The organism is Paraburkholderia sp. BR10141 (assembly GCF_056155635.1).
The window spans coordinates 1-12733 of sequence record NZ_JBMIQH010000072.1; the positions used below are offsets into that span (position 1 = coordinate 1).

The 12733-nt window shown below is 66.0% G+C and carries 14 protein-coding genes, 1 other RNA gene and 1 pseudogene; 8 read left to right on the top strand and 8 right to left on the bottom strand.

The window, feature by feature from the left end; genetic code table 11:
- Positions 1-202, bottom strand: a pseudogene (locus ACOJB8_RS39955) (LPS export ABC transporter permease LptF); the annotation flags it as partial.
- A 134-nt stretch (positions 203-336) separates the two neighbouring features.
- Between ACOJB8_RS39955 and ACOJB8_RS39960 the strand changes: the two are divergent.
- The 3 genes from ACOJB8_RS39960 to ACOJB8_RS39970 are packed head-to-tail and all read left to right on the top strand — an operon-like array spanning position 337 to position 2778.
- On the top strand, positions 337-1848 hold the full coding sequence (locus tag ACOJB8_RS39960; RefSeq protein WP_368603822.1) for a leucyl aminopeptidase: 1512 nt from the start codon (positions 337-339) through the stop codon (positions 1846-1848).
- Positions 1849-1900: 52 nt separating this feature from the next.
- A complete protein-coding gene (locus tag ACOJB8_RS39965; protein ID WP_342947862.1) occupies positions 1901-2317 on the top strand; it encodes a DNA polymerase III subunit chi in 417 nt (138 codons plus the stop codon).
- Positions 2318-2376: 59 nt separating this feature from the next.
- Positions 2377-2778 (top strand): DUF2486 family protein, encoded by a 402-nt coding sequence (locus tag ACOJB8_RS39970; RefSeq protein WP_069265458.1) that lies wholly within the window; start codon positions 2377-2379, stop codon positions 2776-2778.
- Between the two features lie 60 nt (positions 2779-2838).
- Here ACOJB8_RS39970 and ACOJB8_RS39975 read toward each other — a convergent pair whose 3' ends face one another.
- Both ACOJB8_RS39975 and ilvD read right to left on the bottom strand, forming a co-directional pair.
- Positions 2839-3198, bottom strand: a complete 360-nt coding sequence (locus ACOJB8_RS39975) for a c-type cytochrome (RefSeq protein ID WP_368616944.1) — start codon at positions 3196-3198, stop codon at positions 2839-2841.
- 122 nt (positions 3199-3320) lie between these two features.
- Entirely contained in the window at positions 3321-4994 is a 1674-nt protein-coding gene (ilvD, locus tag ACOJB8_RS39980; protein WP_368616945.1) for a dihydroxy-acid dehydratase, read from the bottom strand.
- Positions 4995-5165: 171 nt separating this feature from the next.
- On the opposite strand from ilvD, the gene ACOJB8_RS39985 reads away from it, so the two are divergent.
- Both ACOJB8_RS39985 and lgt read left to right on the top strand, forming a co-directional pair.
- Entirely contained in the window at positions 5166-6125 is a 960-nt protein-coding gene (locus tag ACOJB8_RS39985; RefSeq protein ID WP_342947864.1) for a LysR family transcriptional regulator, read from the top strand.
- Between the two features lie 236 nt (positions 6126-6361).
- A complete protein-coding gene (lgt, locus tag ACOJB8_RS39990; RefSeq protein ID WP_133182159.1) occupies positions 6362-7285 on the top strand; it encodes a prolipoprotein diacylglyceryl transferase in 924 nt (307 codons plus the stop codon).
- A gap of 100 nt (positions 7286-7385) precedes the next feature.
- On the opposite strand, the gene ACOJB8_RS39995 is transcribed toward lgt, so the two are convergent.
- The 5 genes from ACOJB8_RS39995 to ACOJB8_RS40015 all read right to left on the bottom strand — a co-directional run bounded on the left by ACOJB8_RS39995 (position 7386) and on the right by ACOJB8_RS40015 (position 9790).
- A complete protein-coding gene (locus tag ACOJB8_RS39995; RefSeq protein ID WP_069265514.1) occupies positions 7386-8120 on the bottom strand; it encodes an SIMPL domain-containing protein in 735 nt (244 codons plus the stop codon).
- Between the two features lie 123 nt (positions 8121-8243).
- The gene (locus ACOJB8_RS40000; RefSeq protein WP_069265454.1) at positions 8244-8702 is read right to left on the bottom strand and encodes an EVE domain-containing protein; all 459 of its coding nucleotides are present in this window, start codon (positions 8700-8702) and stop codon (positions 8244-8246) included.
- 113 nt (positions 8703-8815) lie between these two features.
- A non-coding RNA gene (gene ssrS / locus ACOJB8_RS40005) (6S RNA) lies at positions 8816-8997 on the bottom strand.
- 128 nt (positions 8998-9125) lie between these two features.
- Complete coding sequence (locus tag ACOJB8_RS40010; RefSeq protein ID WP_042268772.1) at positions 9126-9440, bottom strand: cell division protein ZapA; 315 nt, start codon at positions 9438-9440, stop codon at positions 9126-9128.
- On the bottom strand, positions 9437-9790 hold the full coding sequence (locus ACOJB8_RS40015) for an ATPase (RefSeq protein ID WP_069265453.1): 354 nt from the start codon (positions 9788-9790) through the stop codon (positions 9437-9439). The genes ACOJB8_RS40010 and ACOJB8_RS40015 overlap by 4 nt, the downstream gene beginning before the upstream one ends.
- Positions 9791-10164: 374 nt before the next feature.
- On the opposite strand from ACOJB8_RS40015, the gene ACOJB8_RS40020 reads away from it, so the two are divergent.
- The 3 genes from ACOJB8_RS40020 to ACOJB8_RS40030 all read left to right on the top strand — a co-directional run.
- Positions 10165-11241: a FecCD family ABC transporter permease gene (locus ACOJB8_RS40020; RefSeq protein ID WP_475017730.1), complete on the top strand. Its 1077-nt coding sequence runs from the start codon at positions 10165-10167 to the stop codon at positions 11239-11241.
- Positions 11238-12071: an ABC transporter ATP-binding protein gene (locus ACOJB8_RS40025; protein ID WP_475017732.1), complete on the top strand. Its 834-nt coding sequence runs from the start codon at positions 11238-11240 to the stop codon at positions 12069-12071. Before ACOJB8_RS40020 ends, ACOJB8_RS40025 begins: the two co-directional genes overlap by 4 nt.
- Before the next feature lie 41 nt (positions 12072-12112).
- On the top strand, positions 12113-12733 hold a 621-nt coding region (locus tag ACOJB8_RS40030), incomplete at its 3' end, for a nicotinate-nucleotide--dimethylbenzimidazole phosphoribosyltransferase (RefSeq protein ID WP_475017734.1).

The window sequence follows — 12733 nt, forward strand, 5'->3', positions numbered from 1 at the left end:
GCGTGACGATGAGCATGACGGCCATGTAGCCGATCACGGTGAGTCCGATCAGCACCAGCACGTCGCGTGGGTCGATCTGACCGGACGCGGCGAAGCCGACGATGCGGATCATCATCGTCGTCAGCATGATCGTGAGCAGAACCATGAACACGGCGCCGGCCGTGTACGCGAGTTCGCGCTGCAGGGAACGTTCGAAGATCATTCTTGATGGGCAGGGCAGGCGGACCTTGCCGGGAGGCGCGCAACTCGCGCAACCGCCCAGGAGCCGCCGCGGGAAAAATAGCGGATAATTGCGGCTTTCATCCTAAGCCCTGATTTTATCCGAGGACAAGCGCGATGGACTTTAGCATAAAAGCCTGTGACTGGAGCAAAGGCGGGGACGGCCCCTTCCTGACCGGCAAGTCGGATTGTGTCGTGGTCGGCGTGTTCGAGGCGCAAACCCTCTCGGGCGCGGCGTTCGCCATCGACAGCGCCATTGGCGGCGCAATCGCGCGCGTCGTCAAGGCCGGCGACATCGACGGCAAGGCCGGCTCCACGCTGTTCCTGCCGGAAGTGAGCGGCATCGGCGCCTCGCGCGTGCTGCTCGTGGGTCTCGGCAAGCAGGACGCGTTCGGCCAGAAGGCTTACGGCGACGCGGTCAAGGCCGCCTGGCGCGCGATCCTCGGCACGAAGATCGCGCAGGTCACCTTCACGCTCGCGCAATTGCCGGTGAAGGAGCGCACGGGCGACTGGGGCGTGCGCACCGCCATTCTCGCGCTGCGCAACGAGACCTATCGCTTCACGCAGATGAAGAGCAAGCCCGACGTCTCGCAGCGGGCCCTCAAGCGCGTGGTCTTCAGCATCGACGCCGCCGAAGAGAAGGCCGCGAAGCTTGCGGCGAAGCAGTCCGTCGCGCTCGCCAACGGCATGGACCTCACCCGCGACCTCGGCAATCTGCCGGGCAACGTCTGCACGCCGACCTATCTCGCCGCCACGGCCAAGAAGCTCGCGCGCGACTGGAAGCTCAAGGTCGAGGTGCTCGGCCAGCGCCAGATCGAGACGCTCAAGATGGGTTCGTTTCTTTCGGTAACAAAGGGCTCGGTCGAGCCGCCGCAGTTCATCGTGCTGCACTATCAGGGCGCCAGCACCAAGGCCGCGCCCATCGTGCTGGTCGGCAAAGGCATCACGTTCGACACGGGCGGCATTTCGCTCAAGCCCGGCGAGGGCATGGACGAGATGAAGTACGACATGTGCGGCGCGGGCTCGGTGCTCGGCACGATCCGCGCGGTCGCCGAAATGGGGCTCAAGCTCAACGTGATCGGCATCATCCCGACCTGCGAGAACATGCCCGCCGGCAACGCCACGAAGCCGGGCGACATCGTCACGACGATGGCGGGCCTCACGGTCGAAGTGCTCAACACCGACGCCGAAGGCCGCCTGATCCTGTGCGATGCGCTCACCTATGCCGAGCGCTTCAAGCCGGCCGCCGTGGTCGACATCGCCACGCTCACGGGCGCCTGCATCATCGCGCTCGGCCATCACAACAGCGGCCTCTTCTCGAAGGACGACGCGCTCGCGGGCGAACTGCTCGACGCCTCGCGCGAAGCGAACGACCCGGCCTGGCGCCTGCCGCTCGACGACGAGTATCAGGACCAGCTCAAGTCGAACTTCGCCGACCTCGCCAACATCGGCGGGCGTCCGGCGGGCAGCGTGACGGCGGCGTGCTTCCTCTCGCGTTTCACCGAAAACTACCCGTGGGCTCACCTCGACATCGCCGGCACGGCGTGGAAGAGCGGCGCGGCCAAGGGCGCGACGGGCCGTCCGGTGCCGCTGCTCGCCCAGTTCCTGATCGATCGTGCCGGGCAATGAGGGCAGGAATGGAGATTGCTGCCCACCTGACGGTGTGTAGAGTGGTGTGGGCATGACGCGCATCGATTTCCACACGAACGTCGGCGACTCGCTGCTGTATGCGTGCCGCCTCGTGCGCAAGGCGTATCAGGCGGGCCAGCAGGCGGTCGTGCTGGCCGACCCCGCGCGCCTGCGCGCGTTCGACGAAATGTTGTGGACCTTTTCGCCGCTCGATTTCGTGCCGCATTGCATGGCCGAGAGCCCTCAAGCGGGCGAATCGCCCATCGTGCTGGCAACGGATCTCGAGCGTGCACCGCATCATCGTGTGCTGCTCAATCTCGGCGCCGAGGTCCCGCCGCAGTTCGCACGCTTCGAGCGCCTGCTCGAAGTGATTGGCGATGCGCCCGACGAACTCGCGTCGGGCCGTGAGCGCTATCGTTTCTACCGCGACCGCGGTTACGCGCTCAACAACTACAAGCAAGGCGGCTGAGGCCGGACGCGCGAGGCGTACCGGCGCAAGGCCGACTGCCCCGATCGATGGAGGTAAACATGTCCGGCATGCACGACTCGGAAGATAGTGCGATTCCGCTCTTGAACGAGGTGATGGTGAGCGGCAATCCGCTGCGCGCGCACAACGTCGAAGAGGCGAAGAGCGCGACGGCCGCTGCCGTCCAGGCCGCCGTGGCCGAGCGCGAGGAGGGCCTGTTCGCGCACGACGCCGACGCGCTCGTCGAGCGGCTGCGCGGCCGTTGCCTGACCTGGCTCACCGGCGAAGGCCGTGCCGTGATCGAGGCGCGCTGCAGCGCCGCGATGCAGGAACATACGAACTGGCTCGTGGGTCAGGTGTCGCGCGAAATCGGTCTTGCGCTCGAAACGGAACTCACGAACTGGGTGAAGGCCGCCGTGCGCGAAGAACTGGCGGCGCGCGCGGGGCGACCGCCTTCGGCCTGATTCAGTTGGGCGCGCGGCGGCGAGCGGCCACCTCGTGGCCCCGCCGTCACATCGTCCGCTTCACTTGAGCGTGAGGATCCAGCTCGCGAGTTGCGCCGCCTGTGCGGGGTTCAACTGCGTGTTGGCCGGCATCGGCACGGTGCCCCACACGCCGCTGCCGCCTTCCAGAATCTTGTGGGTGAGATAGGCCGGCGCGTCGGGCTTGCCCGCGTACTTCGCGGCGACATCGCGCAGGGCGGGACCCATGAAATTGCGGGTCACCGAGTGGCAGCTCATGCAGTTCTGCTGCTGGGCGAGCGCGAGGCCGGTGGGGCCATGCTGCGCGCGGGCCGGGGCCGACCCGAGTACGCCGGCAAGGCCGATGGCGAGTGCGGCGGCGAGCGTCGCTATCTTGTTCTTCGCTTGCGACTTCCGTTTCATACTGGTCTCCGCCCGCGTATGCGCCGGCTGTGTCGTCGCATTATAAAAGCAAAGGGCGCACGTCCTGGACGTGCGCCCTTTGTTTGACTGCAGGTCGAGATTCGAATGACGCCAGGCTCCGCCTAGCCCGTCACCGCGCCCTGGTTCGCCGGGCGCGCGAGCGCCGCGTACTTCGCCATCACGCCGCGCGTGTAACGCGGCGCGGGCTGCTTCCAGGCCGCGCGCCGGCGCGCGAGTTCGGCGTCGTCCACGTTCAGTTGCAGCAGGAGCGTGTGAGCGTCGATGGTAATCGAGTCGCCTTCCTGCACGAGCGCGATCGTGCCGCCTTCGAACGCTTCCGGCGCGACGTGACCCACTACCATGCCCCAGGTGCCGCCCGAGAAGCGCCCATCGGTGATGAGCCCAACCGACTCCCCAAGCCCCTTGCCGATGATCGCCGAAGTCGGCGCGAGCATTTCCGGCATGCCGGGGCCGCCCTTCGGGCCGAGGTAGCGCAGCACGACGACGTCGCCGGCCTTGATCTTGTCTGCGAGGATGGCTTCCATCGCGCTCTGCTCGTCGTCGAACACGCGCGCGGGGCCCGTAATCACCGGATTCTTCAGACCGGTGATCTTGGCGACCGCGCCGTGCGTCGCGAGGTTGCCCTTGAGGATCGCCAGATGGCCTTCTTTGTACAGCGCCTGGCTGATGGGGAAGATCACCTTCTGGTCCGCGCGCGGCGCGGACGGCACGTCCTTGAGTTCTTCCGCGATGGTTTTGCCCGTGATGGTGATGCAGTCGCCATGCAGGAGGCCCGCATCGAGCAGGATCTTGAGCACCTGCGGAATGCCGCCGGCCTCGTGCAGGTCGGTGGCGACGTATTGCCCCGAAGGCTTCAGGTCGCAGATCACCGGCACCTTCTTGCGCATACGCTCGAAGTCGTCGATGGTCCATTCGATTTCCGCGGCATGCGCGATGGCGAGGTAGTGCAGCACGGCGTTGGTCGAGCCGCCCGTCGCCATGATCAGCGCCACGGCGTTCTCGATCGACTTCTTCGTGATGATGTCGCGCGGCTTGAGGTCCTGCTTGACGGCCTCGACCAGCACGCGCGCCGATTGCGCCGCCGAGTCGACTTTCTCCTCGTCGGGGTTGGCCATCGTCGACGAATACATGAGCGACATGCCGAGCGCCTCGAACGACGAGCTCATCGTGTTCGCGGTGTACATGCCGCCGCACGAACCGGTGGACGGGCAGGCGTTTTTCTCGACGCCTTCGAAATCTTCTTCGGTCATGCGCCCCGCGGTGAACTCGCCCACGGCCTCGAACGCCGAGACGATGGTGAGCGCCTTACCCTTCCAGTTGCCCGGGCGGATCGTGCCGCCATACACGTAAATGCCGGGCACGTTGATGCGCGCGAGCGCGATCATGCCGCCGGGCATGTTCTTGTCGCAGCCGCCGATCACGACTACGCCGTCCATCCACTGGCCTTGCACGCAGGTCTCGATGCAGTCCGCGATGACTTCGCGCGAGACGAGCGAGTATTTCATGCCCTCGGTGCCCATCGACATGCCGTCCGAGATCGTGGGCGTGCCAAAGGTCTGCGGGTTCGCGTCGGCGCGCTTGACGGCGTCGACGGCCGCGTCGGTCAGGCGCTGCAGGCCGGCGTTGCACGGCGTGATGGTCGAATGACCATTGGCGACGCCGATCATCGGCTTGTCGAAGTCGGCTTTCTCGTAGCCGAGCGCGTAATACATCGAACGGTTGGGCGAACGGGCGACGCCTTGCGTGATGTGCTTCGAACGACGGTTATAGGGCATGGGGACCTCCGGTGGATTTTGTCTCGGATGCCGGGAGTGGGTTCTGTTTTGGGGGCGCGCCGGCACGTCTATCGAAGCATGCGATTTCGCGAGAACGCTGTCCAATATATTATTCGTGGTCTATTGAGTCGAAAAACATATCAACATGACAACAGCGCGAGACCGCCGCCGATGAATCCGACTATCCCCGATCTGCGCCAGCTTCGCTATTTTGTCGCCGTGGCCGAGGAGCAGCATTTCGGCCGCGCTGCGGCGCGCCTGTCGATGACGCAGCCGCCGCTCTCGCAGGCCATTCGCGCGCTCGAGGAGACGCTGGGGGTGGAGCTGTTCGCGCGCACGCGTCGTTCGGTCGAATTGACGGCCGTGGGCGCCGATCTGCTGCCGGAGGTCAGGCGCCTGCTGGCGAGCGCGGAAGCGTTGCGGCCGCTCGCGCAGAGCCTCGCACGCGGCGAGGCGGGCGTGCTCGCGCTGGCCTTCGTTTCGACCGCCGACTACGGCTTGCTGCCGCTCTTGCTGCGCGAGTTCGGCGCGCGCTATCCGCGCGTGCGCCTGCAACTCGCCGAGGCCACGAGCGACGTGCAGGTGGAAGAACTGGTGGCGGGGCGCATCGACGCTGGCCTCGTCATTGCACCCGTGCCGCCGCGCCACGCAGCCCAGCTTGCTTACCAGCCTGTCACGCGCGAACCGCTCGTGGTCGCCATGCCCTCGGCACTGTCGGTGCGTCTTGGCGGCCCTTCAGCCGACGACTGGCACGACGAGCCCGTGAGCCTGCGCGATCTCGCCGATGTGCCGCTCGTCGTCTTCCCGCGCCATCTGGCCCCCGGCTTCTACGACACCATCATGGACTGCTACGGCGCGGCCGGCCTCGTGCCCCTGATCGGCCAGGAAGCGATCCAGATGCAGACGATCGTGAGCCTCGTCTCGGCCGGCATGGGCGTGGCGCTCGTGCCGCAGTCGCTGCGCCATCTGCGGCGCACGGGCGTCGTATACCGGCCGCTCGCCGGGGCGGTGCCGGCCATCGAAACGGGCCTCGTCTGGCGCTCGGCCGAGGTGAGCCCGGTGCTCGCGGCGTTCATCGAGATCGTGCGCGCGCACGCGGCGACGGCGGGTGGCCCGGCGCGCGAGGGCTAGTCTGAAGCTGGGTGTGCCGCGCGCGTCATCTGTCACCGTGACACTCGCCGCGCATCGCCAAACGTGCATTTTGGTTTGCGCCCCCTCGCGTCGGCGATAATGTCACGCCGTGACGCGCCGGCGGCGAACCTCGCCGCCTTGCAAACGTCCAACGCGCTTTGCCCGCTCGTGTGAGCGGCGCGCGACTGCTTACAAACCCGATTTCAATCGATATCGCCGACAAGACTTCATCCACGATGCTCATCCACCCGAACTTCGACCCCGTCGCCATTCATCTGGGGCCGCTCGCCGTGCGCTGGTACGGCCTCATGTATCTCGTCGGCTTCATTCTGGCGATCGTGATCGGCCGTCTTCGTCTGCGTCTGCCGTACGTGGCGGCGCAAGGCTGGACCGCGAAAGACATCGACGACATGCTGTTCTACGGCGTGCTCGGCACGATCCTGGGCGGGCGCCTGGGTTACGTGCTGTTCTATAAGGCGAGCTGGTATTTCGCGCATCCGCTCGACATCTTCAAGGTGTGGGAAGGCGGCATGTCGTTTCACGGCGGCTTCCTCGGCGTGACGTTCGCGATGATCCTGTTCGCGTGGCAACGCGGGCGCACCTGGCTGCAGGTCACGGACTTCGTCGCGCCGATGGTGCCCACGGGGCTCGCCTTTGGCCGTCTCGGCAACTTCATCAACGGCGAGCTGTGGGGCCGAGTGACCTCGCCCGATTCGCCGTGGGCCATGCTGTTTCCCGGCGCCGCAAACGACGACGCCGCGTGGCTCGCCGCGCATCCGCAACTGGCCGCGCAGTGGCACCTGAACGAAGTGTTCGCGCAGTACCATCTGCTGCCGCGCCATCCTTCGGAACTATATGAAATCGCGCTGGAAGGCATTGCGCTCTTCATCGTGCTGATTCTGTTCGCGCGCAAGCCGCGCCCCGTCGGCGCGATTTCGGCGATGTTCCTGATCGGCTATGGTCTCGCGCGCTTCACGGTCGAGTTCGCACGCGAACCCGATGACTTCCTCGGCCTGCTTGCGCTCGGCCTCTCGATGGGCCAGTGGCTCTCGCTGCCGATGATCATCGTGGGGATTGGCCTGATGGCGTGGGCGTATCGTCGCGCCAAACGTGGCAAGGACGGCAACGACCGCGCGCAGGTAGCGGGCGCGAAGAGCTGACACGCGCGCGAACGCACCTCGCGTTTTAGCCCATGAAAAAGGCCACGGTTTTCACCGTGGCCTTTTTACTTGCGTGCTTGCGTGGCTCGTATGGCGCGCCTTACTTCATCTGCACCGAGCCGGAAACGTTGACCGTCACCGTGGACGTGCCGCCTTCGAGCGGCACGGGCGACGACATCTTCGCGTCAGCCGAAGCCGCGCGTGCGCTCATCATCATCATGGGGCGCGGCATCACGCCCGAGTGCCCCACGTTCACGTCGCGAATCGAGTAGCTGCTATAGCCGAACGCGCGCGTAGCCGAGAGCGCCTGGTCGCGGAACGAGGCGATCGCCTGGCCCGAAAGTTTTTGCTCGGCGGCGCGCTGCGCTTCGGGCGACAGCGAGAATTGCACGTTGCCCACCTGCATGATCGACGAGAGATCGCCGGCGAGCTTCGATGCCGCCGCGAAATCATGCGACTCGAGTACGACTTCCGTGCGGCCGCGCCAGGCGGAGATGCGCCCGTCGCGATCCGTCGAAGGGAAGATCGAGAACTGGCCGGAATGCGCGGTCACGCCCGCGACGCCTCTGGCCCGTTGAAGCGCGGAGTCGGCGCGCTGATTGAGCGTCGCGGTGAGCGAGGCGGGATCGTTCGCTTCCTGTTCGTAGAACAGCGTAATGTTGACGACGTCCTGAGGCACTTCGGCGCTCGCCTGCGCGGACAGCGAAAGCACGCCCGAGGGCTGCTGCAAGCGCGCGTCGCTCTGTGCGAACGCGGCGCCCGGTGCGAGCGTCAGGGCGAGGGGGAGGGCGGCAGCCAATGCGGCGGCGAGCGTGACGACGGTTTTTCGGTTCATTGAGGCTCCTTGCAGAACTGGCGTCGCGCGCGAGGCATCTGTTGTGACGCGCGACTGTGCGCGATTGTGCTTGAAGTCGCGCACGAATGCTGTATGCGTGCCGGCCATCGAGGCCGAACCGCATCACATCAGATGTTTCGTGATGAAGTTCCACTCGGCCGTGGTGACCGGCGTGATCGAGAGGCGGTTGCCCTTGGCGAGCACGCGCATGTCCGCGAGTTCCTCGTGCTCGCGCAAGGCGGCGAGAGAAATCAGCGGGCACTTCTTCTTGAATACGACGTCGACGAGCATCCAGCGCGGATTCTCGTGCGTCGATTTCGCGTCGTAGTAAGGGCTTTTCGGATCGAACTGCGTGGGATCGGGGTAGGCCGTGGACGACACCTGCGCGATGCCTGCGATGCCGGGCTCGGGGCAGCTCGAGTGGTAGAACAGCACGCCGTCGCCTTGCTGCATGGTGTCGCGCATGAAATTGCGCGCCTGGTAGTTTCGGACGCCGGTCCAGGGCAGCGTGCGCTGCGGCGCGTTTGCGAGGTCGTCGATGCTTGCTTCGTCGGGTTCGGACTTCATCAGCCAGTAGCGCATGAGTCGAAGTTCACGTCGAAAGGGGGGAGGGGCGAGCGTGCATGCCGCGAAAGTCGCCAATGCACGCCGCACAAAGGAAAACGGCATCGGACTGTGGTCCGATGCCGTTTGAATAGGTCCCCGCCATAGCCGCTAGGCCGGCATCCTGAACCGAGGGTTCAGAATTGGTCGCAGTTAGCAGCACTTCGGGTACATCAGACTGTGTGACGCGCACGCCCGTGCTACAAATTTCCGCAACCGTGCACATGGCATTGGTTCAAGGAATATATGACCTTGGCGAACCAGGCAGGGAAGCTGACTAAACTGGTTGGCAGCGTGTTTAGAAACGCGCGTTTCTAAACAAATCAACGCTACCTTTGAACAACATCATACCGCACGTTGCTGCGTAATACTGCGGCTTACAACCGCGGTGTACATCAGCGCTTATTGCACACCGTACTGATGAATGACAGCGCCGAGTTGTTCGTTCATTTGGCGCATTGTACGACGGATTTCTTCGGCTGGGAATGCTTCCCCGTGACGCACGCTGGTTTGCAGGCGCAGCAGTTCCGAGGCGAGCGAGAGCGCCGCCATGACGGCGATGCGATCGGTGCCGCGCACGTTGCTGTGATTGCGGATCTTCGACATTTCGGCGTCCACGCGCGCCACGGCTTCGAGCAGTGCCTGTTCCGTTTCCGGCGAACAGACGAGGCGATAGGTTTGGCCGAGTATCGTCGCTTCGATCTGCTTGGTGGTCATGCATTTTCTCCGTGGCGGGCCGCGTTGCTGTCGTCGTCGGTGCTCTGCGACGGCTCGAGCAGATCGAGCTGGTTGTCGCGCTCGTTACCTGCGCGTGCGCGTGGCAGCTTTTCGAGGATCGCGTTCAGACGCACCTGCGCATCGTCGATCTTGGCCGAGAGTGCATCGCGCTCTGCCTGCAGCGCGGCGCGCTCTTCGCGGACCTGTTCGAGTTCGGTGCGTGTTTCGTCGCATTGCGCACGCAGCTGCGCGAGTTGCTCTTCGAGTGCGAGGCGTGCTTCGTGTTGGCGCTGATTAATCTCGATCAGCCGCCCGATGTTTTGTGAGAGTGTTTCGAGTTCGTTGAGCATGTGCTGCGTCCTCTAAAGACAGGCATTCTAGCGCGGATTAACGCGTATTTTGATAATTGTGTCGTTTCCAGACGTAACAACCCGGCTTCTTACCGGAATCAGGCCCGAAACCCTCGCTACGTGTGCTGCATACGCTGGGCGGGAACGTAATTTGCCAAGGCCGCGCGCGCAGCGCATCGTCTCGATCGTGGTCTGCGCGTTATAACATCACGGATTCATGGTCTTTTGCCAGTGCTTTCGCGAACGGCTTATGCCACGTCATTCAGAATCCCTGGCGACCAAAATGCTGCGCTCTGTCGTGGCTTGCGTATACCCCTGCTGTCTTTCTGTGCGAGTTTGATTGAAATCCGCTGCCGAGTTCCCCGATGCGTTCCATGAGCCGCGATGAGTCCCATGCTGTACCGCCAGTGCCGCCGATACACGCGCTGCCGCGCCGCTCGATGAGCGCGCGCCGTGCATGCATGATCTGGGCCGCGCTCGCAGCCGTGGCGCTCGTGGTGTTCGCTGCATCGCTCGCAACCGGCAGCGTGAGCGTGACGTTTGCGCAGGCGCTGGCGGCGCTCGCTCCCACGCATGACGTGCACGGCGCGCCGGACATGGCAATCGAAATCGTGCGTACGCTGCGCTTGCCGCGCGCGTTGGCGGGGTTTGCATGCGGCGGCTTGCTCGCGCTGGCGGGCGCGCTGCTGCAGGTGCTGCTGCGCAATCCGCTTGCGGAGCCCTACGTGCTCGGTGTGTCTGGCGGCGCTGCCGCATTCGCACTCGTGGCGATGATCGCTGGCGTGGCGTGGTGGGGCGTGCAGGCGAGCGCGTGTGCGGGTGCGTTCGTTTCGATCCTGCTCGTGCTCGGCCTCGCGCGCCGCGAGTTGTGGCGCGGCGAGCCGCAAGACAGCTCGCCGCGGCTGCTCCTGACGGGCGCGGTGACGGCGGCAGGCTGGGGCGCATTGATCACACTGCTGCTCACGCTCGCGCCCGACACGCGCCTGCGCGGCATGCTGTTCTGGCTCACGGGCGACCTCAATGGCGCGGGCATGCCATGGCCCGCGCTCGCAACGCTTGGCGTGGTCCTTGCGTGCATCGTGCCCGCCGCGCCGATGCTCAACGTGCTGCTGCGCGGCGACGCTGCCGCGCAGGCGCTCGGTGTGCCGGTGCTGCGTCTGCGCGTGGGCATTTATCTTGCCGCGTCGCTCGCGGCGGCCGCTGCCGTGACGACGGGCGGCACCATCGGCTTCGTGGGGCTCGTCGTGCCCCACATGCTGCGCCTCGCGTTCGGCAACGACCAGCGTATGCTCGTGCCGGCCGCCGTGCTCGCGGGCGGCGTGGCCGTGATGGGCGCGGACCTCGTCGCGCGTACGGTGGCGGCGCCCGCGCAGTTGCCGGTGGGCGTCGTGACCGCGCTCGCGGGCGTGCCGGTATTCCTGTGGATGCTGCTCGCGAGGCGCGGACGATGAGCGATACGCATCCCCCCCTGCTCGCGGTCCACGCGCTCACGTTGCGCGCGGGCGCGCGCACGCTCGTGGAATCGCTCACGCAAAAGTTTGCCGCCGGCGAAATCTGGTGTGTGGCGGGCGCAAATGGCGCGGGCAAGACCACACTGATCGGCGCGCTCGCGGGCCTGGGCGAGCCCTCGGCGGGACGTGTCGAAGTCGAGGGCATCGCGCTCGCACAGTGGCCGCCGGTGCGCCTCGCGCAGCGTCGCGCGCTGATGCCGCAGGACCAGCGCGACGCCTTCAGCGCGAGCGTGATCGACACCGTGCTGCTCAATCGCTACCCGCATCTTTCCGGCTGGGGTTGGGAAGGCGATGCCGATCGCGCCGCCGCGCACGCCGCGCTCGCCACGCTCGGCCTCGAAGCGTTCGCGGCGCGCGATGTGCTGTCGCTCTCTGGCGGCGAGCGCCAGCGCGTCGCGCTTGCCGCCGCGCTGTGTCAGGGCGCGCCGCTCCTGCTGCTCGACGAGCCGCTCGCCCATCTGGACCTGCATCATCAGATTGCGTGTCTCGAAGCGCTCTCGCACTGGGTGCGCAGTGAGGCGCGCGCCGTGCTGTTTTCGTGCCACGATCTCAATCTTGCGCGGCGCTTCGCGACGCACGCGCTCCTGCTCGACGGCCGCGGCGGTTTTCACGCGGGCCCCGTGCGCGATGTGCTCACGCCGGAACGCGCGAGCGCCGCATTCGGACATCCGCTCGTGCTGATACGCGAGGGCGCGCACGAGGCGCTCGTACCCGCACTCGTACCGACATCTTCATCACCGCATTCGCCGGGATCGAACGGCGTGCACTAGTGCGCCGCTGTCGCCCGCATCACTTTGAAACGAAATACACCATGACGTCATCGCTTACCGAACTGCTCGCCGTCGAACCGCTCGATCTCTCGTTGCGCGACGAACTGCAACGCCTCATCGACACGAAGACCAAACCGCCCGGCAGTCTCGGCCGCCTCGAAACCCTGGCGCGCCAGCTCGGCATGATCCAGGGCACGACGCGCCCGAGCGTCGAGCGTCCCGTGATGATCGTCTTCGCAGGCGACCACGGCATCGCCGCCGAAGGCGTGAGCCCTTACCCGCAGGCCGTGACCGCGCAGATGGTCGCGAACTTCGTGGCAGGGGGCGCGGCGATCAACGTGTTCAGCAGCGTGGCGGGACTCACGCTCGAAGTCGTCAACGCGGGCGTGGCGTCGCCGCTGCCGCCGTCGCCGACACTCGTCGATGTGCCCATCGCGGCCGGCACGCGCAACTTTGCGCACGAGCGCGCCATGACGCGCGACGAAGCCCTCGCCGCGCTTGCGGCGGGCGCCGAGCGCGTGCGTCATCACGCGGCGCTCGGCACGAACGTGATCGGCTTTGGCGAAATGGGCATTGCGAACACGTCGTCGGCCGCGTGCCTGATGAGCCGGTTGTGCGGCGTGCCGATCGATGAATGCGTCGGGCGCGGCACGGGCCTCGAC

Coding starts and splice junctions, on each gene's coding strand:
- ACOJB8_RS39960 (WP_368603822.1), top strand. CDS start 337: ATGGACTTTAGCATAAAAGCCTGTGACTGGAGCAAAGGCGGGGACGGC.
- ACOJB8_RS39965 (WP_342947862.1), top strand. CDS start 1,901: ATGACGCGCATCGATTTCCACACGAACGTCGGCGACTCGCTGCTGTAT.
- ACOJB8_RS39970 (WP_069265458.1), top strand. CDS start 2,377: ATGTCCGGCATGCACGACTCGGAAGATAGTGCGATTCCGCTCTTGAAC.
- ACOJB8_RS39975 (WP_368616944.1), bottom strand. CDS start 3,198: ATGAAACGGAAGTCGCAAGCGAAGAACAAGATAGCGACGCTCGCCGCC.
- ilvD (WP_368616945.1), bottom strand. CDS start 4,994: ATGCCCTATAACCGTCGTTCGAAGCACATCACGCAAGGCGTCGCCCGT.
- ACOJB8_RS39985 (WP_342947864.1), top strand. CDS start 5,166: ATGAATCCGACTATCCCCGATCTGCGCCAGCTTCGCTATTTTGTCGCC.
- lgt (WP_133182159.1), top strand. CDS start 6,362: ATGCTCATCCACCCGAACTTCGACCCCGTCGCCATTCATCTGGGGCCG.
- ACOJB8_RS39995 (WP_069265514.1), bottom strand. CDS start 8,120: ATGAACCGAAAAACCGTCGTCACGCTCGCCGCCGCATTGGCTGCCGCC.
- ACOJB8_RS40000 (WP_069265454.1), bottom strand. CDS start 8,702: ATGCGCTACTGGCTGATGAAGTCCGAACCCGACGAAGCAAGCATCGAC.
- ACOJB8_RS40010 (WP_042268772.1), bottom strand. CDS start 9,440: ATGACCACCAAGCAGATCGAAGCGACGATACTCGGCCAAACCTATCGC.
- ACOJB8_RS40015 (WP_069265453.1), bottom strand. CDS start 9,790: ATGCTCAACGAACTCGAAACACTCTCACAAAACATCGGGCGGCTGATC.
- ACOJB8_RS40020 (WP_475017730.1), top strand. CDS start 10,165: ATGAGCCGCGATGAGTCCCATGCTGTACCGCCAGTGCCGCCGATACAC.
- ACOJB8_RS40025 (WP_475017732.1), top strand. CDS start 11,238: ATGAGCGATACGCATCCCCCCCTGCTCGCGGTCCACGCGCTCACGTTG.